The organism is Halobiforma lacisalsi AJ5, assembly GCF_000226975.2.
Taxonomy (GTDB): Archaea; Halobacteriota; Halobacteria; order Halobacteriales; family Natrialbaceae; genus Natronobacterium; species Natronobacterium lacisalsi.
On sequence record NZ_CP019285.1, the window covers coordinates 215,330 to 235,473 of the forward strand.

23 protein-coding genes and 1 tRNA gene are annotated in these 20,144 nt (G+C 67.4%); 9 read left to right on the forward strand and 15 right to left on the reverse strand.

Annotated features, from left to right (window positions below):
• Positions 1-110: 110 nt before the first annotated feature.
• A complete protein-coding gene (locus CHINAEXTREME_RS21680) occupies positions 111-308 on the forward strand; it encodes a HalOD1 output domain-containing protein (protein ID WP_160165593.1) in 198 nt (65 codons plus the stop codon).
• 116 nt (positions 309-424) lie between these two features.
• On the opposite strand, the gene CHINAEXTREME_RS21725 is transcribed toward CHINAEXTREME_RS21680, so the two are convergent.
• The 6 genes from CHINAEXTREME_RS21725 to CHINAEXTREME_RS00910 form a co-directional block, all read right to left on the reverse strand.
• Positions 425-583, reverse strand: coding sequence for a hypothetical protein (locus CHINAEXTREME_RS21725; RefSeq protein WP_007142402.1), 159 nt, complete (start codon positions 581-583; stop codon positions 425-427).
• A gap of 336 nt (positions 584-919) precedes the next feature.
• A complete protein-coding gene (locus CHINAEXTREME_RS00890; protein WP_007142401.1) occupies positions 920-1,273 on the reverse strand; it encodes a 2Fe-2S iron-sulfur cluster-binding protein in 354 nt (117 codons plus the stop codon).
• A 365-nt stretch (positions 1,274-1,638) separates the two neighbouring features.
• Positions 1,639-2,577, reverse strand: coding sequence for a hypothetical protein (locus CHINAEXTREME_RS00895; protein ID WP_007142400.1), 939 nt, complete (start codon positions 2,575-2,577; stop codon positions 1,639-1,641).
• Positions 2,578-2,910: 333 nt separating this feature from the next.
• Positions 2,911-2,983, reverse strand: a tRNA-Pro gene (locus tag CHINAEXTREME_RS00900).
• Between the two features lie 100 nt (positions 2,984-3,083).
• Positions 3,084-3,707 (reverse strand): tRNA (pseudouridine(54)-N(1))-methyltransferase TrmY, encoded by a 624-nt coding sequence (trmY, locus tag CHINAEXTREME_RS00905; protein ID WP_007142399.1) that lies wholly within the window; start codon positions 3,705-3,707, stop codon positions 3,084-3,086.
• A gap of 84 nt (positions 3,708-3,791) precedes the next feature.
• Positions 3,792-4,364: a metal-dependent hydrolase gene (locus tag CHINAEXTREME_RS00910; protein ID WP_007142398.1), complete on the reverse strand. Its 573-nt coding sequence runs from the start codon at positions 4,362-4,364 to the stop codon at positions 3,792-3,794.
• 138 nt (positions 4,365-4,502) lie between these two features.
• Between CHINAEXTREME_RS00910 and CHINAEXTREME_RS00915 the strand changes: the two genes are divergently transcribed.
• A complete protein-coding gene (locus CHINAEXTREME_RS00915) occupies positions 4,503-4,748 on the forward strand; it encodes an HVO_A0556 family zinc finger protein (RefSeq protein ID WP_007142397.1) in 246 nt (81 codons plus the stop codon).
• Positions 4,749-4,786: 38 nt separating this feature from the next.
• On the opposite strand, the gene CHINAEXTREME_RS00920 is transcribed toward CHINAEXTREME_RS00915, so the two are convergent.
• From CHINAEXTREME_RS00920 to CHINAEXTREME_RS00930, 3 genes are all read right to left on the reverse strand, one after another.
• Positions 4,787-4,981, reverse strand: a complete 195-nt coding sequence (locus tag CHINAEXTREME_RS00920; protein WP_007142396.1) for a hypothetical protein — start codon at positions 4,979-4,981, stop codon at positions 4,787-4,789.
• A 6-nt stretch (positions 4,982-4,987) separates the two neighbouring features.
• Positions 4,988-5,293, reverse strand: coding sequence for a DUF7511 domain-containing protein (locus tag CHINAEXTREME_RS00925; protein WP_007142395.1), 306 nt, complete (start codon positions 5,291-5,293; stop codon positions 4,988-4,990).
• Positions 5,294-5,626: 333 nt separating this feature from the next.
• Positions 5,627-6,727 (reverse strand): S1C family serine protease, encoded by a 1,101-nt coding sequence (locus CHINAEXTREME_RS00930; protein WP_007142394.1) that lies wholly within the window; start codon positions 6,725-6,727, stop codon positions 5,627-5,629.
• Between the two features lie 223 nt (positions 6,728-6,950).
• On the opposite strand from CHINAEXTREME_RS00930, the gene CHINAEXTREME_RS00940 reads away from it, so the two are divergent.
• Positions 6,951-8,336: a tRNA pseudouridine(54/55) synthase Pus10 gene (locus CHINAEXTREME_RS00940; RefSeq protein WP_007142392.1), complete on the forward strand. Its 1,386-nt coding sequence runs from the start codon at positions 6,951-6,953 to the stop codon at positions 8,334-8,336.
• A gap of 6 nt (positions 8,337-8,342) precedes the next feature.
• Here the strand turns inward: CHINAEXTREME_RS00940 and CHINAEXTREME_RS00945 are convergent, their stop codons facing one another.
• Positions 8,343-10,433, reverse strand: a complete 2,091-nt coding sequence (locus CHINAEXTREME_RS00945; protein WP_007142391.1) for a S9 family peptidase — start codon at positions 10,431-10,433, stop codon at positions 8,343-8,345.
• Between the two features lie 105 nt (positions 10,434-10,538).
• Between CHINAEXTREME_RS00945 and rnhB the strand changes: the two genes are divergently transcribed.
• Complete coding sequence (gene rnhB, locus CHINAEXTREME_RS00950) at positions 10,539-11,210, forward strand: ribonuclease HII (protein WP_007142390.1); 672 nt, start codon at positions 10,539-10,541, stop codon at positions 11,208-11,210.
• Positions 11,211-11,290: 80 nt separating this feature from the next.
• Entirely contained in the window at positions 11,291-12,310 is a 1,020-nt protein-coding gene (locus CHINAEXTREME_RS00955) for a sodium:calcium antiporter (RefSeq protein ID WP_007142389.1), read from the forward strand.
• Between the two features lie 99 nt (positions 12,311-12,409).
• Here the strand turns inward: CHINAEXTREME_RS00955 and CHINAEXTREME_RS00960 are convergent, their stop codons facing one another.
• Both CHINAEXTREME_RS00960 and secF read right to left on the reverse strand, forming a co-directional pair.
• On the reverse strand, positions 12,410-14,044 hold the full coding sequence (locus CHINAEXTREME_RS00960; RefSeq protein WP_007142388.1) for a preprotein translocase subunit SecD: 1,635 nt from the start codon (positions 14,042-14,044) through the stop codon (positions 12,410-12,412).
• Positions 14,044-14,937: a protein translocase subunit SecF gene (gene secF, locus CHINAEXTREME_RS00965; RefSeq protein WP_007142387.1), complete on the reverse strand. Its 894-nt coding sequence runs from the start codon at positions 14,935-14,937 to the stop codon at positions 14,044-14,046. Before secF ends, CHINAEXTREME_RS00960 begins: the two co-directional genes overlap by 1 nt.
• A 116-nt stretch (positions 14,938-15,053) precedes the next feature.
• Between secF and CHINAEXTREME_RS00970 the strand changes: the two genes are divergently transcribed.
• Entirely contained in the window at positions 15,054-15,422 is a 369-nt protein-coding gene (locus CHINAEXTREME_RS00970) for a hypothetical protein (RefSeq protein WP_007142386.1), read from the forward strand.
• Positions 15,423-15,424: 2 nt separating this feature from the next.
• Here CHINAEXTREME_RS00970 and CHINAEXTREME_RS00975 read toward each other — a convergent pair whose 3' ends face one another.
• Positions 15,425-15,916 (reverse strand): DUF5812 family protein, encoded by a 492-nt coding sequence (locus tag CHINAEXTREME_RS00975; protein ID WP_007142385.1) that lies wholly within the window; start codon positions 15,914-15,916, stop codon positions 15,425-15,427.
• Between the two features lie 139 nt (positions 15,917-16,055).
• Here CHINAEXTREME_RS00975 and CHINAEXTREME_RS00980 point away from each other — a divergent pair, with 139 nt between their 5' ends.
• The 3 genes from CHINAEXTREME_RS00980 (at position 16,056) to CHINAEXTREME_RS00990 (ending at position 18,972) form a co-directional block, all read left to right on the forward strand.
• A complete protein-coding gene (locus CHINAEXTREME_RS00980; protein WP_007142384.1) occupies positions 16,056-16,364 on the forward strand; it encodes a hypothetical protein in 309 nt (102 codons plus the stop codon).
• Between the two features lie 78 nt (positions 16,365-16,442).
• Complete coding sequence (locus tag CHINAEXTREME_RS00985; protein WP_007142383.1) at positions 16,443-17,738, forward strand: hypothetical protein; 1,296 nt, start codon at positions 16,443-16,445, stop codon at positions 17,736-17,738.
• Positions 17,739-17,811: 73 nt separating this feature from the next.
• Positions 17,812-18,972: a CPBP family intramembrane glutamic endopeptidase gene (locus CHINAEXTREME_RS00990; RefSeq protein ID WP_007142382.1), complete on the forward strand. Its 1,161-nt coding sequence runs from the start codon at positions 17,812-17,814 to the stop codon at positions 18,970-18,972.
• A gap of 114 nt (positions 18,973-19,086) precedes the next feature.
• On the opposite strand, the gene CHINAEXTREME_RS00995 is transcribed toward CHINAEXTREME_RS00990, so the two are convergent.
• Positions 19,087-19,545 carry an NOB1 family endonuclease gene (locus CHINAEXTREME_RS00995; protein ID WP_007142381.1) on the reverse strand — a complete coding sequence of 153 codons (459 nt, stop codon included), beginning with the start codon at positions 19,543-19,545 and terminating at the stop codon, positions 19,087-19,089.
• A 10-nt stretch (positions 19,546-19,555) separates the two neighbouring features.
• Positions 19,556-19,801 (reverse strand): PRC-barrel domain-containing protein, encoded by a 246-nt coding sequence (locus CHINAEXTREME_RS01000; RefSeq protein WP_007142380.1) that lies wholly within the window; start codon positions 19,799-19,801, stop codon positions 19,556-19,558.
• Between the last annotated feature and the right edge of the window lie 343 nt (positions 19,802-20,144).

Sequence of the window (20,144 nt, forward strand, 5' to 3'; positions counted from 1 at the left end):
AATGATTTGGACGACAACAGGTTACGAACCACACCGACGCTCATTTTACGCTCCGACGGCGTGAGAGCCTCACCACTGCTAGTTATATGCGCTTTCGTCGGAGGAGTGGTATGCGGAACGGGGAGTCACCGAGCATCACCGTCGTTCGAGCGATCGCAATCCGAGAGGGCGTCGATCCCGTCGAACTGGACCCGCCGCTGCACGAAGTCGTCGACTCAAGCCCCTCGACTGTCTGTCCCAGGAGAACGGCCGCTCGAGCGACCACCTTGCGCTCGAGTTTACGTACGACTCCTACCGGGTTCGCGTAACGGGGACGGACCCTGCAGTCGAAGTTACGGAACGGTGACTCGAGGCCAGTCGTCGTGGGACGGGTGGTCCGAAAGCGCCGTCCGACCCGAAACCGGTGAGCGACGGACCGGGCCGCTCAGTCGTTCGACGGCTCGTGGCCCGGACGGAGCCAGCCGCGGACCCGTTCGGAGAACGTTCCGATACCGATTCCTGCGAGGAACGAGACGAGGCTCGGGACGAGTACCCACCAGAGGTCGGGATGCTCGCCGCCGGTGTGTAGCGCGATGTCTAGCATCGGTTCGATCCTTCGAAGGTTGGAACCGTCAATGTATCGTTGTCGTCACTAATTCCGGAGCCCGGAGATAGGGGCATTGGCGGTTCTGTTCTCGTGGCGGCGAAACCGATGCGCTCGTCGCGACGGCCACCGAACAACGCCCCACCCCATACTGCTCGGCTCGCGCTCCGTTCGGCGCGGTTGGGGGCTGTGACTCCGGCAGCCGGTTCGGGAGGGCCTCGGAGCAGCGGCTCGGCAGCGATTCCCCCGGTCCGTCGGCATCCGAGGACGAGTCCGTTACTGAGGGTAGAGCGCGTATTTCGGACCCCCAGCGGCGCGTCGCCGGTGCGGAACCAATCAGGATTCGTCCGGAGCCACCTGGCGCGGAAGGACTTGGCCCCAGACGTGCTTGTCCAGGAGTCTGACCGTCATCGGCCCCTCGACCGTGATACAACACGAGAGCCGGGGATAGCCGAACCGAACCGCTGCCGCGTCGTGCCAGTGTGTCGGCTCCGGCGCGGGATCGACTTCGACGGTACAGGTCGAACACAATCCCCGCCCGCCGCAGTTCGCGTACTGTGACACCGTGCCGTAGACCGGCAAACCGTGCTCGAGTAACGACTCCCGGAGATTGGCACCGGGTTCGACCCGGATGGTGGTTTCCCCGCCCTCGCTTCCGGTGATGACCCGCACCGGAATTCCCTCCGCCATGGGGTTCGGTACGGCCTCGTGACACGTGGTTCTACCGGAGACGACGGTCGGGTGCCCGTGAGGAGTCCGTCAGGGGGTCTCGCTTACGATGCTGGACGCCAGTCGAGTCAGGATCGGCGGTCGGTCTGCCGGGATGTCGTGACCCCCGTTCCGACAGGGTGGCCGCTCTCGAGCGGAATCTGATGGCCGCGAACGCCGACCTCGAGCACGGTCGGCTTTTGGCTGCGTCGCTTCGTCCTCCGTCTCCGAGAACCGCTACGAACCGAGAGACGCAGGTCGGTACGAAGTGGCGCCGCGTTCTGCCTCGCGTTCCTCCGAACCCCTGCCGAAGCCACCGACGAAGGTCGGTCGCCGACGATCCCCGGCTACGCGTCGGTGGAGACCGTTTCCCGGTCCAGTTCCTCCCCGTCCGAGTCGAGGTGAACGACCTCGACGGTGTCCGGCAACTCCTCCTCGACGGAGACGTCGACCGTATACTCGACGTAGGTCGGGTCGCAGGTCGGCTCCGGCGGACGACGGTAGTCGCCGACCCCGATCTCGAGGGTCATCGTCTCCCGGTCCTCGAGGGTCGCCGCCCGGAGTCCGGGGACGGCGGCCGGATCGCTCGCCCGGTACCCTCCGACGAGAGTGAGATCGCAACAGGACGTCTCCTCGAGCCGAAGTTCGGTCTCGCGGTCACGGCATCGGCGGGCGTCGTCGGACCGCTCCGCGGTAGCGATCCCGTCCCCGAGCGTCGGCGGTTGCTCGGGCAGCGGCGGGAAGCTCCCGCGGAAGTCGGCGTCGACGCGCTCCCAGTCGTCGGGCGAGACGGCGTCGGGGCTCGAGGACGGTTCCTGTGTGTACCGCAGCGACGACGTCCCTTCCGGGACGCCTGCACGCACGTCGCTGTACCAGAGACCGAAGTAGTACGGCAGTTCCGCGACCGTGAACTCCCCGCTTCGCGTCCAGTACCCCTTCCCGTACCCACCACAGTCCATCTCCGACCGGTTCTCCGCGGGAAAGTTTCCCCACGTCATATCGCCGAGGGACACGAGTTCGAGTCGGTGACCGGCCTCCGAATACAGCGCGACGCCGGCGTTCGTGATGCCGTCTCGGGAACCCCGTACGAAATTGATGTCGACCCTCAGGGAACACCTACCGGTCCATTCGTCGGTCGAACCGTCGTACGCGATTTCCTCGAGACGGACGTCGTACCCCACTCCCGTCCAGGTTTCGCCGAGACAGCCCTGGTCGTTTACGAGGCACCCGGCGACGGGGGCGGCCACCCCGCTCGAGACCCCCGCCAGAAGCGCCCGCCGTTTCATGCGTGCGTGTAACGGATCAACTGGCTAAACTGTTGGTTCCCGTGGAACTAGTCGGCGACGACACGATCCGCTCGAGGCTGCGGGTCGGCGGTGTTCAAGACGGGACCACGACTCTCGCTCGAGGATAGAGACCGACCTCGAGGTCGTGGCTCGAGGGGTGGAATGCGGGAGAAGTGGGCCGGCGCAGATGTCGAACATGGGAAGACGATCGTCCTCGCTTCGCTCGGACGCTGCGACTTCCCTGCTCGAATCTGCGCGCCGTCATCGACTCCCGCACTACAGTTGCCTCGCGCCGCTATGCGTCGCTCGGCGGTTTGAAGTGCGGGAGTAGTATGGGCCGGCGCAGATTCGAACTGCGGTTACGGCCACCCGAAGGCCGAAGGATACCAAGCTACCCCACCGGCCCGCGTTCGAATGGTGTGGCCCCGGTAGTTTAACGCTTCCGAAAGCTATCGTCGCCGCGCCGGATTGTAGTTTGCCACATACCGTCACCCCTTCCGCCGCGATCAGAATCGCTCGTAACCCGCCGTATCCAGATAATGGTGGACGACGGTAACGGCCTGATCGGCGTGCAGGACTTCGGGACCCAGTCGGATCCGCAGATCCACCGCCTCCTCGAGCAGCGACCGCTCCTCGGCGGTGAAATCCCGGTGATCCGAGAGGACGAAAACCGGATCGGTCTCGAGCAGCGAAGGCGCCCCGTCCTCTTCGCCACCGTCCGCGTCGACGATCGGCGTCCCGTCCTCGTGCAACTGGACGACCGCGCCGTCGGCGACCTCCTCGAGCGTCTCCGCGAACCCGCGGCGGTAGACCTCGATCCCGGGGCTCGGCTCCGCGGGGAGCGCGCCGATGGCCTCGTCGCGGTGCTCGAGGGCCTTGCGGACGAGCGCGGCGGTGCTTCGTTCGTCGGGGTTGAGCCGCCGGAGGTCGCTCCCGTCGAAGGTGATCGTGAGTTCGTCCTGGGCGATCAGGTGGACGCGGACGTCCTCGCGGATCCCGTGAGAGGTGACGAAGGCGGCGGTGATCGAGCGACACAGCGCGTCGAGTCGACCCGCGCCGCTGGCGAGGTCGTCGAGCGAGAAGTCGGGCTCGGTCGGCACCTCGTGGCCGATGAGTACGAACTGTCGCATACGGGGGGAACGCGGAGGCGAGGGATAGCCGCCACGGTTCCGGCCGACCGCTCGGCCGGCCGGAGCAGGGCCTTCGACCGTCGCTCACCGGGGTCGCTCGGCCCGCCACCGCTCGCTGGCACCCGCGAGCAGCCGACGCGGGTACTCGAGGCCGGGCGTCCCGTCGCGATACCAGACGAAGATAGCCGCGGCCAACAGGACGAACTGGACCGTTTCGTAGATCCCCATCTCGTAGTAGTGCAACACGGCGTCGAGGAGGCCGCCGACCGGGTCCTCCGGCGGGGCCTCGAGCAGCGGCCAGAGGAGGAATCGCGCGCCGGCGAACTCGCCGGTCAGGACCGCGGGCGGAACGTCGGCGGCGAGATGCGAGAGGTAGCCGACGGCGAACGCGACGCCGACCCCACGGCGCTGCAGGCGCGCGGCGAGTCGGACGACGGGCGGCAACAGGACCGCGGCGACCAGCAACGAGTGAGTCAGCGTCCGACCGCCGGGAAGCACGCCGATACTCCAGGCGAGAGGTTTGTCGATCAGGTCGGGGAACTGTGAGCCGAGGGCGACCGCGAGAGCGGGGACCGCAAGCGGCGGGCTATCCAACCGTCGACGTGCGTATCCCGCATAGAGCAGGTAGGCGACGGCGAGGTGTCCCCAGGGCCACATTCCTGTTCCCTCGAATGTTTACCGCTCGAGCGAATAGGTGCTTCGACTCGCGGAGGGGCAGGGATGGCTACCGACGGACGGCGACGGGTTGCATACCCAGGGAGAACGTTTCCCCCTCGAGGCGTATGCAATGGATATATGGCGAAATCTGGGTCTTCAGGGTCCGTCGAGACGGGTACGGAACCCGTCGATCACGGGCACGATACCGCTGCCGTCGATAGCGACGAACGAAAACTCATGGCGACCCTCGAGGGGCGGTCCTGCCCGCATTGCGAGGGGGACGGCACCCTCGAGCGCGGTGAGTACAAGGGGAACGCGGCCGTCGTCTGTGACGGGTGCGAGACGCCGCGGGTACAGGTGTGGTCTCCGTCCGGCGACGACTGAACTCGAGCGAAGAAAGCGAAAGAGGGGACCGGCGTCGGCTACACTGACCGCGACCGGGATGCGGGGTAGTCGTGGCCGACGACGAGTGCGACGACGTTGATGGTGAGGAGACCGAGGAACAGGGAGAGTCGAGCGACGGAATCGATGCCGGTCAGAAAGACCGGCAGGTACGCGATCGGCAGGAGCGTGCCGATCCAGAAGCCCAGGGTGGTGACGGTACTCCCGAGATGCATCTGTCGTTATCGCATGGATTCGAGGTCGACGAACGCGCCCTCGTGGGCGGCGATCCAGTTTGTCATCAGTTCCTCTTCCGACGCCGCCCGGGGGAAGACGGCGCACTCGTCGGGGGCGTTGTCGTTCTCGACGGTGACGTGGTCCAGTTCGAACCCGGCCTCGAGCGCCGCGTCGCGCTCGGTCCCTGCGGAGGACGTGTCAGGGGGCGACGCCCGTCCCGAGCCGCGTGGCAGTGCGTCGTCACCGCTCGCGTCGGCGGTCGGGCTGGCATCGTAGCCGGAATCGGCGTTCGTGTCGTTTTCGTGTGACATTGGTTGACAGGCGGTCGGTCGCGCCGGCCGAATCTACCCGACAGTCACCTATTGTTATCGACGGGCTACCCCGTCGAAACGGAACGACTGCGGCCGAATCGAAGCCAGCGCCGACCGTTCACCCCCTCGAAAAAGAACTCTTCGGGACCCGACGTGTACGTTTCCGATAACTCGAACGGGCGACCTCGTGCGACCGGCGAACGCCTCGCGTAATCACTCTTTTCGACCCACCTGCAAGTGGTTAGTGAGTGATTGGAAAGAGAGACAGTCACAGGCTCGAATTCGTCCTCGAACGAGTCACGTGTACTCGACTGACGAACCACCGGTTCCCGCTTACCGCGACCCGAGGGTCAGTTCCTCGGTCGTCTCGGTTCCGTCCCGCCACAGCCGGAGGTCGATCGTCTCGCCCGGGCTGGTCTCGAGCGCCAGGAACGTCGAGAGGGCGTGTCGGTCGGGGATCGGTTCGCCGTCCATCTCGAGGATCACGTCGCCGCCGACGGGGATCGGCTCCCCGCTGCGGCGAACCGTGCTGTCGGCCCCTTCCAGAACTCCCTCGGCCGCCTCGCCGGAGAATACCTCGGTCACCATCACGCCGGTGGCCCTCTCGAGGTCGTTCTCCTGGGCGATGATTCGGTCGACGGACGTGAGGCCGATCCCCATGAACGAGTGGCGGTACTCGCCGTCCTCGATGAGCGACGGGACCACCCGTGCGGTCAGCGCCGCGGAGATCGCGAAGCCGATGTTGTCACCGCCGGTCGCGTTGACGACGCCGACGACGTCGCCGTCGAGATCGACGAGCGGGCCCCCGCTGTTACCAGGGTTGACGGCGGCGTCCGTCTGGACGACGTTCGGCAGGGAGAACTGTCGGCCCGGTGGGTTTACGGTTCGATTGACGCCGCTGACGATCCCCTCGGTGAGGGTCCCTTCGAGGCCGTATGGGTTGCCGACGGCGAGTACCTGCTGGCCGACGACGGGACGTTCCTCGGCCAGAGAGAGTGGCGAGGCCGACTCCGGGACGTGATCGACCTCGAGGACGGCCAGATCGCTGTGGGGGTCGGTGCCGACGAGGCGGGTGCTCGTCCAGTCGCCGTTGATGTACTGGAGGTCGGCGTCTTCCCCGCCGGCGACGACGTGGTCGTTCGTGACGACGTGGTTCTCGTCGAAGAGGAACCCGGACCCCTGGCCCCGACCGACGTCGCCGGTGATGGGGTCGGAGACCCCGAGCACTCGGACCATCGTGACCGAGTCGATGATCGTCTCGTAGACGTCGGTGTAAGCGGAGCCGTCGGCGACGTTCTCTCGGTCGATTTCGTGGACGGAACCGCCTTCGATCGGGTCGTCCCCTCGCGGTTCCGCACACCCGGCGACCGCGCCGAGGAGGCCGGCGCCGGCCGCCGCGAGGAACCGCCGCCGATCGACTCGCGAATCGTTCATAGCCGACGGCTAGGACTCCACGTATTTCAAGTTCCGGAAACAGTGAACGCCGTTCGACGACCCCTCGGCCGATTTTCGATCAGGAAACGAGGGGGTCTCGAGCGGAGTCGACCGCGTCGACGGGATTCCGACGCTGGCGACAGCACTCAGCCGAGCGGCGAGAAGGGAGGACGCGACGAACGGAAGGGAAAACGTGTTACCCGCGGCCCCCCGATTCCGGTACATGATCACGGAAGACGCCCGCGCGCTGCTCGCGACGGGAGGCGTCTGCGACTCCTGTCTCGGCCGCCCGTTCGCCGACAGGAGTTTCGGACTGACGAACGCCGAACGCGGTCGCGCACTGCGAACGACGGTCGCGCTGGCCGACGACGAGGACTTCGACCCGACCCCGCCCACGGACTGCTGGGTCTGTGAGGGGTACTGTGGCACCTTCGACCCGATCGCCGATGCAGTCGTCGAGGCGCTCGAGGGCGTCGACTTCGCCACCTACCAGGTCGGCACGCAGGTCCCGCCGCTGGTCGAGGAGAACGACCGACTGCTCCGGGAGGACGCCGGCCTCGAGCCCGACGTCGGCGAATCGCTCAAGCGGGAGGTAAACCGCGAGGTCGGCCGCCGCGTCGGCGCCAGGACGGGCGCCGAGGTCGACTTCGACCGCCCCGACGTGCTCGCGGTGGTCGACCTCGAGGGGTTCGACCCCCGCGAGGCCCTCGAAACGGGCTCGGTGACCGGCCACGCGGTGGACGTCCAGATCAACCCCGCGTTCGTCTACGGCCGCTACCGCAAACTCGAGCGCGATATCCCGCAGACGGAGTGGCCCTGCCGGGAGTGTGGCGGCAGCGGGATCCAGCTCGGCGACGACGGCGAGGAACCCTGCGACTACTGCGGAGGGTCGGGCTACATGTACGACACGAGCGTCGAACAGACGGTCCGCCCGCACGTCGTCGCGGCCATGGACGGCGACGAGGGTACCTTCCACGGCGCTGGCCGAGAGGACGTCGACGCCCGCATGCTCGAGGAGGGGCGGCCGTTCGTCCTCGAGGTGAAACGCCCCCACGAGCGCGACCCCGACCCGGCCGAACTCGAGGCGAAGATCAACGAGGCCGCCGACGGCAGCGTCGAGGTCGAGGGGCTCCGCCTGGCGACCTACGAGATGGTCGAACGCGTCAAGGAACACGACGCGAGCAAGCACTACCGCGCCGACGTCGAGTTCTCCGAGCCGGTCGACGAGAAGCGGTTCGACGAGGCGATCGCGGAACTCGACGGGACGACCCTCGCACAGGAGACGCCCCAGCGGGTCGACCACCGGCGCGCGGCGCTGACCCGCGAGCGGACGGTCTACGACCTCGAGGGCGAACTTCGGTCGTCGACCGAGGCCGAGGTGCGGCTCCACGGCGAGGGCGGGCTCTACGTCAAGGAGTTCGTGAGCGGCGACGACGGCCGCACCGAGCCGAGCCTGGCTGGCACGCTCGGGGTCGACGCCGAGGTGACCGCGCTTGACGTCACGGGCGTCGAGGGCGAGGACGAGCCGTTCGAACGCGAGGAGTACTTCCTGGACGAGCCACGCGACGGCGACGACGACAGCGACGACGACGGCAGCGACCGGAACTGACCTCGCTTACGCGTCCGCCGCCTCCTCCCGACCCGGATCGTGCGTCTCGTACCACTCGAGGAGCTGCTCGAGCCGGTGGATCGCCCGGTCCGGATCGCCGATATCGTGGTGTTCGTCCGGGTAGACGACGAGCTTCGCGTCGACGCCCTGTTTCCGCGCGGCGACGTACAACTGCTCCGACTGGGTGGGTGGACAGCGCCAGTCCTCGTCGCCGGCCATCACCAGCAGCGGCGTATCGATCCCGTCGGCCTCGAGGATCGCCGATCCCTCGTCGAACGTCTCTGGGTCCTCCCAGGGGAGGCCGAAGTCCGCCTCCATCCAGTTGTGCGAGTCGCTCGTGCCGAACTCCGCCCGGAGGTCGTAGATCCCGTGTTCGGGCGCGGCGGCGGCGAACAGGTCCGTCTGCGTGACGAGATACCCCTGTGCGATTCCACCGTAGGAGAAGCCGTACCCGAAGACGCGGTCGGGGTCGACCCAGCCCCGATCGACGAGCGACTCCACGCCGGCGACGATGTCGTCGACTTCGGCGGTTCCCCACCGCCCCTTCAGTACCTCGGCGAACTCCCGGCCGCGGGAGATCCCCCCGCGGTAGTTCGGGCGGAAGACGACGTAGCCGCGGCTCGTCAGCGCCGCATGGTCGAAGCTGAACTCCGATTCGTCGTAGGAGATCGGGCCGCCGTGGATCGCCACCACGAGCGGGTGGGGGCCGTCCTCGAGGTCGAGGTCGAGGTCGGGATCGGAGTAGACGATGCCCTCGAGCGTCCAGCCGTCGGACTCCCACTCGACGCGGCGCACCGCGGGCATCGAGTGGGAATCGATCAGGTCGGCGTTGACTGCGGAGAGCCGCCGCAACGACGCTGGAGACTCGTCGGCGGTCAGGTCCAGGTCGTCGACCGCGACCGCGTGGACGTCGAGCCCGTCGCTCGGATGCGAGAACAGGACCGACGCCGTCTCACCGTCGGCGGCGACGTCGAAGCCCTGGATCGCACGGTCCTCGCCCTGCGCGTCGAAGACGCGTTCGACCGTTCCGTCCAGTTCCGCGCGGACGAGCCTGGTCCGGCCCTCGTCGCCGACGAGGGTGTAGGCGGCGTCGCCGACCCACTCGACGGTCCCCCAGTAGGCGACCGTCCGATCGAGGTTCGCCGTCAGCGACCGCGATTCCTCGCCGTCGTGGTAGTGGACCTCCGCGGGTCGACACCAGTTCTCCGAGTCGCGAACGACGAAGCCGAGGGTCCCGTCCTCGCGCCACGACGGTCGCGAGCACTGCCGGTCGCCGTCGGTCAGCCGCCGCAGGTCGGAGCCGTCCGGGGCGATCGTATAGAGGTCCCGAACCAGCGTATCGTCGGGCCGCTCGAGCCGACAGGAGGTGAACGCGATCCGGCCGGTCGGCCCCCAGCGCGGTTCCATGCCGGCGATGTCCTGGAACGCACCGCCGCCGAAGGCGTCGTCGAGGCGTGCGGTCTCGCCCGAGTCGTAATCGACGACGAACAGGTAGGTCGTCACGTCGTCCGTCCAACCGGTTCCGTCGACCTTGTGCTGGAGCCGCGTCGTCTCGATCGGCCCGCCGTCGCGGACCTCCTCGAGGTAGGCCCGCTCGTCCTCGGTCGGGTCCCGGGCGGCGATCACCAGCCGGTCCCCCTCGGGCCCCCAGTCGAACGCCGAGACGCCCTCCTCGCGGTCGGTCACCTGTCGGGCGTCGCCGCCGCGGGCCAGGTCGAACGACCAGACCTGCTGGTCCGGCCCGTCGTCGCCGTTTTCGTCGCCTTCCGTCGAATCGTCTACGTCGTCCTCCGAACCCTCTCGCTCCCGCCGGCCGATCCGCCGCTCCACGTCCGTCTCCCTGTCGGCGAGGAAGGCGAGTCTGTCCCCCGACGGGCTCCAGGTCGGACTCGAGGCACCGTCGACGGCGGTCAACCGGTGGGGCTCGCGGGAGCCGTCCGCGGGCACGACGAACAGGGAACTGACGGCCTCGTCGGCTTCCTGTTCGTACTCCGTCGCGACGAACGCAACCCGGTCGCCCTCCGGCGAGATCGCGAGGTCGGTGATCTGCGTGAGATCGTAGAACGCCTCGAGCGGAATCGCGTCGGATACAGTCATAGCGCATTCCTTTCAGCGAGGTTCCAAATGCGTTGGGGTGGCCGGGGGCGAACCGACGGCCGGGAGTCACAACCGTTATTTCCCGAGTCCGCGACCCCTTCGCGTATGCCCTTCGGCGTCGACGAGGCCGGCAAGGGACCGGCACTGGGATCGATGTTCGCCGCGGCCGTCCACCTCGAGGAGCCGGCCGTCCTGCCCGACGGGATCGCGGACTCGAAGCGGCTCTCTCCGTCCAGACGGGACGCACTCGCCGAAACGATCCGCGAGGACGATCGGATCTCGGTCGGCGTCGCCGAAGTGCCCCCCGAGCGGATCGACGATCCGGAGACCGACATGAACTCGCTGACGGTCCGGGCCCACGCCGCGGCGATCGAGGACGCGCTCGCCGACGTCGCGGCGGACGACCGGATCGCGGGCCTCTGTGACGCCTGCGACACCGACGCGGATCGGTTCGCCCGCCGGGTCGCCGACGCCTGTGGCCCGTTCGAGGGCGAGGGAACACTCGAGGTCGACGCCCGCCACGGGGCCGACGACGACTCGCCGCTGGTCGGCGCGGCGAGCATCGTCGCCAAGGTCGAACGCGACGCCCACGTCGCGGCCATCGCCGACGAGTACGGCGACGTCGGCAGCGGGTACCCCGGGGATTCGACCACCCGTGAGTTCCTCTCCGACTACGTCGCGGAACACGGCGAGTTGCCGCCGTTCGCCCGCAGTTCCTGGTCGACCTGCGAGGAGTTGCTGGCCGAGGCGCGACAGACCGATCTCGGGCAGTTCTGATCCTCGATTCCGCGGGGAGGCCGTCCGGGCCGGCGATTTCTGTCGACCGATTTATATCCGCGCTCGACACAAAGTCAGGCGTGTCCGTCGTTACGATTCTCGGACTGCTCGCGCTCGCCGCGGCCGCCACGGCCGTCGTCTGGAAAGGGAGCACGTGGCTCGAGAGTTCGGCGAACCAGTTGGCCGTCGGCTACGGCGTGCCCGCGGTCGTCCAGGGGGCGATCATCGCCGCCGCCGGCTCGAGTATGCCGGAACTTGTCAGCGTCCTCGTCGCGACGCTGCTCCACGGGGAGTTCGAGCTCGGGATCGGCGCGATCGTCGGCTCCGCGGTGTTCAACCTGCTCGTCATCCCGGCAGGGTCGGCCCTGGTGACCGAGTCCGACGGCGGGATGGAAACCGGGCGCGACCTGGTCTACAAGGAGGCGCTGTTCTACATGGTCGCGGTCGCGACGCTGCTGCTTACCTTCTCGATGGCGGTCATCTACAACCCGAGCGATGGGGCGACGCTGCAGGGATCGTTCACCCGGCCCCTCGCGGTCTTTCCGCTCGGGATCTACGGTCTCTACGTGTTCAGCCAGTACCTCGACACTGCCGACCACGAGGCCGAGGAGGACGGGACGGTCCAGCCCCGGACGTGGCTGTGGTTCGGCCTCGGGCTCGTGTTGATCATCGTCGGCGTCGAGGGGCTCGTCCGGGCCGCGATCGGCCTCGGCGACGCGTTCGGGACGCCCGCGTTCCTGTGGGGGATGACCGTCGTCGCGGCCGGCTCGAGCATCCCGGACGCGTTCGTCAGCGTCGCCGCCGCACGCTCGGGGCGGCCGTCGGTCAGCCTCGCCAACGTGTTGGGGAGCAACGTTTTCGACCTGCTCGTGGCCGTACCGCTGGGCGTGCTCGTCGCGGGCAGCCTGGCGATTACCTTCCCGCACGTCGTGCCGATGATGGCGTTTCTGATCTTCGCGACGATCGTTTTCTTCGCGATCGCCAGAACCGGGATGGTGCTCTCCGAGCGGGAGGCCTGGCTGTTGCTGGCGACGTACGGACTGTTCGTCGCCTGGCTGGTTCTCGAGAGCGTCGGCGTGACCGACGTCGTCCGGACCTGATACGGGTTACTGTAACTCGTTTCCGCCGCAACCGCGACCCGGACGGCGGCTGTGTCGGTCCATCGGGACGGCAGTCCGTATGAAAAGAGCGACGCGGCGTTAGCGATCGGTCAGCAGGCGCTGGAGGATCTCGCCGTACGCCGGCCGGGTGATGAGCACGCCCACGAGCACGCCGAGGATCGTGATGATGGCGAACCCGCGGAGGTCGCCGAGGCTCAACACCGCCAGCGGCGACATCGCGATGATCGTCGTCGCGGCCGCGGCGCCGATGACCCAGAAGGCCTTGCGGAACCGCGATTCGAAGACCCGCTGGGAGCTGACGTCACCCTGGTTCATCACCTCGTCGGCGATGATGACCAGGTCGTCCACCCCCGTTCCGACGACGGCGATGAAGCCGGCGACGTGCGAGAGGTCGAGCGGCATGCGTATCAGCGCCGCGAAGCCGAGCAGGACGACCACCTCCGTCAAGGCCGTGACGATCATCGGCAGCGCGACCCGCCGGTCGCGGTACCGGACGAAGACGACGCCGCTGACGGTCAACACGGAGAGTACGCCGATCAGCAGCGAGTACTGCTTGAACTGGTCCGCGAGCGCGGGGTTGATCGAGTACTGCTCGGCGTCGTCGAACTCGAGCGGCGCGGTCAAGGCCCCGGACTGCAGGTTGACGGCGAGCGTATGGGCGTCCTGCTGAGTCGGGACGATCATCCGGAACGTGGGGTTGGTCGACCACTCCTCGGCGGCCATGCTCTGGGCGAGGTCCGACCCCATCGGGTGGGCGTCGACGACTTCGCCGTCGACTTCGGTAAGGAGACACCACTCGGGCTCCTCGTGGCTCGGATCGAAGACGCCGGTATCGCGGTCGAACCGCTCGGGGGAACACTGCCCGACACCTTCGCCGGTGAACCCGTACTCGTTCATGTCCGACTGGAACGACTCCGCGGGACTGGGACCGTCATCCCCGCTCACGTCGTCGACCGTGACCGGGACGTAGTGTTGGCCCGGTCTGTTCGGCGGGTTCTCGTAGGAGGCCGACCCGATCGAACTGAAGTCCTCGTAGGTGAGCACCGTCTCGTTCTCCTGGGTGCCGTTCTCGCCAGGGTAGTAGGCGACGATCCGGACATCACCGCGATCCGACAGCAGTTCGCGGAGTTCTCCGGTCGTCATCCCCGGCACCTCGGTGACGATGTAGTGGTCGCCGCCGAGTCGGGACTCCTCGTAGGCCGTCCCGCCGGAGAGGCCAGCCTCGTTGATCCGGAGTTCGATCGTCTGGATGATCTCCTCGCGTGTCTGGGCCGTGACGCCGTCCTCGACGTCGTCCTCGGAGACGTCCGCGCCGGCGGCCTGCAGCGCCTCGGCGAACTCCGCGTGGGTAACGTCCTCGGAGAACACCTCGGCCGTGGTCCGGCCGTCGTCGTGGACCCGGACGACGACGTCGATCGAGTCGAGCTCGAGTTCCTGTGCGATCACCGTCGCGTCGGGTTCGGTCTCGAGGTCGTCGACCATGATCCCGACCGGCGGCGCACTGACGCGGGCCCCGCCCTCGAGCCCGAGGCCGTACTCGAGGTTGGTGGGATTGTCCGTCCGTTCGACGGAGCCGTTCCCGTCCTCCTCGACGATTCTGTCGTCCTCGGCCATGATCCCGCCGGGGATGAACAGCGCGACCAGCGAGAAGGCCACGAACACGACCAGCAGGAGGACGCGCCAGTTCTCCTTGACGAAGGCGATCGGTCCCATTACGATCTCACCCCGTGGAACTTGTACCAGCGAAGCAGGCTTACGTTCAGCATATACGTGTTCATCAGGTCGGCTGCGAGGCCAACGAAGAGGACGATGCCGATCGACGCCAGTAGATCGACGCCGAACAGCGACGCGGCGATCCCCATCACGAGCATCGCCATCATCGACGTAACGGTCATCGTGATACCCGTCCGCATCGCGCGGTGGGTGCTCTCGTAGAAGTCACCCTGTCGTCGCAGGATGTGGTTGTTCAACAGGATGTCCGAGTCGACCGAGTACCCGATCAGCATGAGCAACGCGGCGACGGTGCCCAGCGAGAGCGGGATGCCGGCGATCGACATGAACGCCAGCGGAATGATCAGGTCGGAGAACGCCGAAAGGACGATCGCGACGGCCGGGACGAACGTCCGAAAGAGGAGGAACGCGATGACGCTCATCCCGACGAACGCGACGGCAATCCCGAGCAGCGCCGTCTGCTGGGTCTGTGCGGCGAAGCTCGCCGATGCCGTCGACTCGGACTGGACGACCGACCCGTCGCCCGCGGGCTCGAGGTTCGACTCGGCCTGGTTCGAGAGGTCCTGAATCACGTCGTCGTCCTCGACGCCGGCGAACTGAACGGTGTACTGGTTTTCGCCCACGACTGACTGGATCGAGTCTGGCTCGACCGAGAACGCGTCCTGGATCTGTGCCTCGGACGAGGTCGTCTCGACCGTCAGTTGCGCCCCGCCCGCGAAGTCCATTCCCAGCGGAACCGGCGCGCCGTAGGCGAGGAAGGAACCGCTGAGAACGAGCAATGCGACCGCGAGAACCGCAAGCGGAACCGCCGCGAGTTGGCGGTTACTGTACCGGGTGTAATCTCTTTCTACCTCCGGTACCTCGAGAGTCCCCATGTACGCGACCCTGGAGGGCCCCCGAAGTAAGCCTTCTCAATTTCTCCAGGGTGTCGATTGCCGAACAGTACCGTGCCGTACGGCAGACTGAAGCCGCTCGAGGCCGTTCCTCGGGTATGAACGACGACGCCGAAATCGACGCGGCGGCCGACGAGCGCGGCGACGAACGCGAGACGGCAGCCGACCGGGTGACGGTGTCGTACCCGGCGGACCTCTCCGACTGGGGCCGGTTCCAGGTCGAGAAACCCTCGTTCCGCGCGTTCCTGCGGAAGACCCGCGACGAGGCTCGCGAGGGCGACCGGTGGGAGGAGTTCGTCGGTGTCGGCTGCTGTGGCAACACGCTCGACGTCCCGCTGCGGGTCGAGCACGTCGCCGGCGGGCCACGAATCGACGAAGAAACCGAAATCGAGTACGAGGTCCGGGAGGCCTGCGACCTCGAGGGCGGCTGGGAGGTCCAGAGCGAGGCGAGCCCGGAAAACGCCTGACGTCAGTCGGGCAGATAGCGGACGCTCAACACACCGTTGCCCCCGTCCGGGCTCTCGGGGACCGATCGGCGCACCTCTACGCGAACCGCTTCGAGCCGCGCCGCCCGCGAGAGCGTCTCCTCGTCCTCGAGGACGTCCCGGGCGGCGTCCTCCGTCTCCTCGGCCGGGAGACAAAAGACGTGGATCTCGCCGGTGCCGGCGCGTTCCTCGGTGACGAGGTCGCCGACTTCGGCGGCGGCGGCGAGTTCCTTCGCGTGCTGGGTCGGCTCGAGATCGCTGTCGACGAGGTCGATCGACCGGCGGTCCTCGACGTCGACTACCTGCCAGGCGACCTCGAGCGGCGGTTCGGGGGCGACGGTCGCCTCGAGGACGTCGTGGACCTCGAGGCCGGGGTTCGAGGCGAGCGTGTGTACCTGTGCGGTCTCGACGTCGCGGACGACGGCCGACTCCGCTTCGGCGTGCGTGACGACGAACGTTCCCGTCTTTTCGGTCATGGGCGGTCGTAGGGCCGGGGTCGTTTTCCGGGTTTCGGGTTCAGACGATATCGACGGTGACGGCGGCGACGGCGGGTGGGATTCCCGGCCCGCGGGGACGAGACGGGATCTTCTTACGCTCGCGTGACTATCAGCTCGTATGGTCGTTTCGAAACTCATGAAACTCTGTTACGCCGGAAGCGCACTGTACGGACTGCTCGCGGCCGCGACGCCCCGGCGCGCGCTCGCGCTGTCGCTGCGTGCCTGGACGCCTGGCCTCGAGAACGTCTCGGAACTCGAGCCCCGCGAGTGGTACGTCCGAAACACCCGGGCGGTCGGCGTCGGGATGCTCGCTGCGGGACTCGCCGGACTGGCCCTCGAGCAGCGTGCCGCCGGGACCGAGGAAACGGCGGAGGAGACCGACGACGGACCCGTTACCGTCGAGGTCGGCGACGAATCGTCGGACTGAAGCGACGGTTCGGCCCGGGTGACAGTCCGGCGAACGCGTGACGGAACGCCTTTGCCCCCGGCGGTTGCCCACTCGGGTATGGACGTCGATATCGGCAACGCGCTCGCGTCAGTCGCCTCCCCGGGCGTCTCCCGGGCGAGCCTCGAGCGACTGGACGAGCGAGTCGCGGACGCCCACGAGCGTATCGAGCGCGGGATGACAAACCGGGAGCACGGCTACGAAGCCCTCAACCTCCCGGAGCGAACCGATCCAGACGAGATCAGGGCGGCCGTCGATCCGGTCGCGGACGCCGAGGCACTGCTCACCGTCGGCATCGGCGGGAGTTCGCTCGGCGCGGCGACGATCGCGAACGCATTCGAATCGGACACCGAGACCGTCTTCCTCGACAACGTCGACCCCGCGTGGGTCTCGCGGAAACTCGCCTCGCTCCCGCTCGAGGAGACGGCGATCAACGTCGTCTCGCGCTCCGGAACCACGGCGGAGACGCTGGCGAACTTCCTGGTCGTCCGCGACGCCTTCGAATCGGCCGGCGTCGACTGGACCGAGCGAACGATCGTTACGACCGGCGATTCCGGGCCGTTGCGTGATCTCGCCGATCGCCACGACCTCCCCTCGCTGAAGGTTCCCGACGGCGTTCCCGGACGCTTCTCCGCGCTGTCCGCCGTGGGAATGGTCGCCGCCGCGGTCTGTGGCCACGACCTCGAGGCGCTGCTCGAGGGTGCCGCGGCCGAACGGGAGACGCTTGCGGGATCGCTGTTCGAGTGTCCGGCCTACGCGTACGGCGCGACGACCTACGCCCTCGACGGGCGGGGCGCGGGGACCAACGCCGTGATGCCCTACGCCGAGTCCCTGGAGACTTTCGCCGAGTGGTTCGCCCAGCTGTGGGCCGAGAGCCTCGGGAAAGACGAACTCGGGCAGACGCCCGTGCGGGCGCTTGGGGCGACCGACCAGCATTCACAACTGCAACTGTACCGGGCCGGACCGCGGGACAAACTCGTCACCTTCCTCACCGTCGACGGCGGCCCGGATCGCTCGATCCCGGAGACGGACGTCGACGACCTCGCCTACCTCGGCGACTCGACGCTCGGCGAACTGCTCGCGGCCGAGTTCGAGGCGACCGAAGCCAGCCTCGCGGCCGCCGACCGGCCGAACGTCCGCGTCGAACTCGAGGCCGTCGACGAGTACGAACTCGGCGGCCTGCTGTACGGGATGGAGGCTGCCTGCGTGCTCGCCGGCGAACTCTACCGCGTCAACACGTTCGAGCAGCCGGCCGTCGAGTGGGCGAAGAAGGCAACGCGGGGACTGCTGGGCGGCGGCGAGTTCGAGGAAGCCGAGGCGGTCGCCGAGAAGACCGAACTGCGGGTCGAACGGTAATCGGAATCGGCGCCGACCCCCTGCCCGCATCGGATTGCGGTGATCCTATAGGCACGTAGACGAAAAACGTGGTATGAGCGATACCGAACGGGCCGCCGACCCCGACCCCGACCCCGGCCCCGGCCCCGGCTCCGACGCTCGCCGAACCGAGCGTGGCGACCCGCCCACCTCCGCGCTCGTTCCCGCCGTCGGAACCGTCCTCTCGGCGGTCACCGCTGCCGCGCTCCTGGTCCCCGTTCGCCGCGGCGTCGACGAACCGACTCTCCAGATCGCGGGGGCCCTGGCGGCAGTCGCCACTGGCGCGTTCCTCGCGCGACGTCACGCCCTCCTCGAGCGACGACGGGCCGGCCCGATCGCGGCCGGCGCGAGCCTTCTCGTCGTCGTTCTCTCCGGGTACGTGATCACCCAGGGGGTGCTCGGCTCGACCGTCCTGCCCGGCCTCGGATGGTCGATATCGCTGCTGTTTACGGCGTTTTTCGTCGCCGCGGGTTCGGTCGGCGTCGGCGTCGCGGACTACGTCGGACTCTCCAGTCGTGGGCTGACCCGGCGGGCGAGCCACACGGCCGAGATGTTCGTCCTCGCGTTCGTCAGTCTCTTCGGCATTGCGTTTGCCTTCCTCTTCCTGTCGGTGCCGCTTGCCCTCGTCGTCGGCGAACCCACACCGCTACAGGAGACGCTCGTCGAGTACGCCTCGACCGTGGTCGCGCTGGGCGGGGTCACGATCGGCTACCTCCGGCTTCGCGGCCGCGACCGCTCGTTTATCGACCTCGAGATGCCAACGCTCCGGACGGTCGGCTGGCTCGTCGGGGGAGTGATCCTGCTCGTGGGGACGAACACGGCCCTCGGGTCGCTGTTGAGCGCGGCCGGTGCGGAGGGAGCCGAGCACACGACCGTCCAGCAGGTCGCGGAGAACCCGAACCTGTTGGTGGTCATCATCCCCGCGATGGTGTTCATCGTCGGCCCGTTCGAGGAACTGCTCTACCGCAACATCATCCAGAAATCGCTGTACGACACGTTCTCGCGCTACGGTGCGATCGTCGTCGCGAGCGTCGTGTTCACGTCGGTCCACATCTCTGCGTACTCGACCGCAGGGGCGAACCGAATCCTCGTGAGTCTGGCGCTGTTGTTCGTCCTCTCGCTGATCCTGGGCGCGCTCTACGAGCGAACCGAGAACCTGCTCGTGCCGGCGCTCGTCCACGGCTGCTACAACGCGGCGGTGTTCCTTATCGCGTAAACGGGGCGCTCTCGGTGGGTGCTTGGCGAAGGGACTCGAGCGGAGGGAAGCGACTGTTGCGTCCGCTCCGGATGCCGAAGGCGAAACTACCGGGCCCGAGTGGGGTAGAGGGGGTTACGACGGGTTCTTCCGCGCGAGTTCTGACCCACAGATCGGACAGCGGTCCTTCTCCTCGTCGAACTCGCGGCCACAGCCCTGACACTGGTAGTGCCAGTGGCGCTGTTCGTCGATCCCCTCGCGGGCGATGACCTCGACGTCGACGTTGAGTTTCTCCGCGACGTTTTGCATCGCGTAGTCGTCGGTGACGAGGACCCCGTCGAGTTCGAAACTGGCCGCGACGAGCCGAACGTCCGTGTCCGAGAGCACCTCGAGGTCGCCCGACTCGCGGGCCGCACGCCGGACCTTCTCCGTCGTGTCCTCGTTGGGGATGTGGATGTGCATCCCCGAGCCCTCCATCGCGTCGTAGCGATAGGCGCTCTCGTCCTCGAGTTCTTCGCGGACGAGCGGGATGGTTGCAGTCTGTTCTGACGTGTGGAAGTCGTGAATAAAAGCCGAGGAGTCGAGAACGTACATACCGTTTCCGTTAGCGCTTGACGACGATGTAGTCTTTTACCGCCTGAACGCGGTTGACGGGGACGAGAAACCGGCCGTCTTCGTCGACGTCGAAATCGACGGAGCGGGTCGGAAGTTCTTCGTCAGGATCGATAACCAGGTCGTGAAGTTTCCCGGACTTGAGGTCCATCGTGATGTTGTAAAGCAATCCCAGTTCGGTGCCGTCGGATCCCATGACGGCCTTCCCCGAGAGATTTTCGGCGAGTATATCGCTCATGCATACCCGTATTTACTAATCGGTATTAAAATCCATGGGGTCCGCGGTCGTCCCGGTTCCGTCCGGCGATCGAGATACTCAGCATCCGTTTTCGGGCCGTACGAGGCCGTGAAGGCGTAATCCGGTCCGCAGCGACGTAACCGATCCGGAAACCCACGCCTGTGAACCGCTACGACCCCCTCGAGCGACGGCCCGCGAAACGACGGGAAACTACGGCCACCCCGCGTCGCGGCGTTCGCCACGATCAGCGGCCGACGCCACGTGATTCCCGCTGTTCGAGCACCAGCACGACGGCGCGGCGTGACGATGGGTTTAACTACCGCCCTGCGGACGCTCTAGGCAA

Excerpts from the sequence above, each read along its gene's own strand:
- CHINAEXTREME_RS21680 (WP_160165593.1), top strand. The coding sequence starts at position 111 with ATGCGGAACGGGGAGTCACCGAGCATCACCGTCGTTCGAGCGATCGCA.
- CHINAEXTREME_RS21725 (WP_007142402.1), bottom strand. The coding sequence starts at position 583 with ATGCTAGACATCGCGCTACACACCGGCGGCGAGCATCCCGACCTCTGG.
- CHINAEXTREME_RS00890 (WP_007142401.1), bottom strand. The coding sequence starts at position 1,273 with ATGGCGGAGGGAATTCCGGTGCGGGTCATCACCGGAAGCGAGGGCGGG.
- CHINAEXTREME_RS00895 (WP_007142400.1), bottom strand. The coding sequence starts at position 2,577 with ATGAAACGGCGGGCGCTTCTGGCGGGGGTCTCGAGCGGGGTGGCCGCC.
- trmY (WP_007142399.1), bottom strand. The coding sequence starts at position 3,707 with ATGCGACAGTTCGTACTCATCGGCCACGAGGTGCCGACCGAGCCCGAC.
- CHINAEXTREME_RS00910 (WP_007142398.1), bottom strand. The coding sequence starts at position 4,364 with ATGTGGCCCTGGGGACACCTCGCCGTCGCCTACCTGCTCTATGCGGGA.
- CHINAEXTREME_RS00915 (WP_007142397.1), top strand. The coding sequence starts at position 4,503 with ATGGCGAAATCTGGGTCTTCAGGGTCCGTCGAGACGGGTACGGAACCC.
- CHINAEXTREME_RS00920 (WP_007142396.1), bottom strand. The coding sequence starts at position 4,981 with ATGCATCTCGGGAGTACCGTCACCACCCTGGGCTTCTGGATCGGCACG.
- CHINAEXTREME_RS00925 (WP_007142395.1), bottom strand. The coding sequence starts at position 5,293 with ATGTCACACGAAAACGACACGAACGCCGATTCCGGCTACGATGCCAGC.
- CHINAEXTREME_RS00930 (WP_007142394.1), bottom strand. The coding sequence starts at position 6,727 with ATGAACGATTCGCGAGTCGATCGGCGGCGGTTCCTCGCGGCGGCCGGC.
- CHINAEXTREME_RS00940 (WP_007142392.1), top strand. The coding sequence starts at position 6,951 with ATGATCACGGAAGACGCCCGCGCGCTGCTCGCGACGGGAGGCGTCTGC.
- CHINAEXTREME_RS00945 (WP_007142391.1), bottom strand. The coding sequence starts at position 10,433 with ATGACTGTATCCGACGCGATTCCGCTCGAGGCGTTCTACGATCTCACG.
- rnhB (WP_007142390.1), top strand. The coding sequence starts at position 10,539 with ATGCCCTTCGGCGTCGACGAGGCCGGCAAGGGACCGGCACTGGGATCG.
- CHINAEXTREME_RS00960 (WP_007142388.1), bottom strand. The coding sequence starts at position 14,044 with ATGGGACCGATCGCCTTCGTCAAGGAGAACTGGCGCGTCCTCCTGCTG.
- secF (WP_007142387.1), bottom strand. The coding sequence starts at position 14,937 with ATGGGGACTCTCGAGGTACCGGAGGTAGAAAGAGATTACACCCGGTAC.
- CHINAEXTREME_RS00970 (WP_007142386.1), top strand. The coding sequence starts at position 15,054 with ATGAACGACGACGCCGAAATCGACGCGGCGGCCGACGAGCGCGGCGAC.
- CHINAEXTREME_RS00975 (WP_007142385.1), bottom strand. The coding sequence starts at position 15,916 with ATGACCGAAAAGACGGGAACGTTCGTCGTCACGCACGCCGAAGCGGAG.
- CHINAEXTREME_RS00980 (WP_007142384.1), top strand. The coding sequence starts at position 16,056 with ATGGTCGTTTCGAAACTCATGAAACTCTGTTACGCCGGAAGCGCACTG.
- CHINAEXTREME_RS00985 (WP_007142383.1), top strand. The coding sequence starts at position 16,443 with ATGGACGTCGATATCGGCAACGCGCTCGCGTCAGTCGCCTCCCCGGGC.
- CHINAEXTREME_RS00990 (WP_007142382.1), top strand. The coding sequence starts at position 17,812 with ATGAGCGATACCGAACGGGCCGCCGACCCCGACCCCGACCCCGGCCCC.
- CHINAEXTREME_RS00995 (WP_007142381.1), bottom strand. The coding sequence starts at position 19,545 with ATGTACGTTCTCGACTCCTCGGCTTTTATTCACGACTTCCACACGTCA.
- CHINAEXTREME_RS01000 (WP_007142380.1), bottom strand. The coding sequence starts at position 19,801 with ATGAGCGATATACTCGCCGAAAATCTCTCGGGGAAGGCCGTCATGGGA.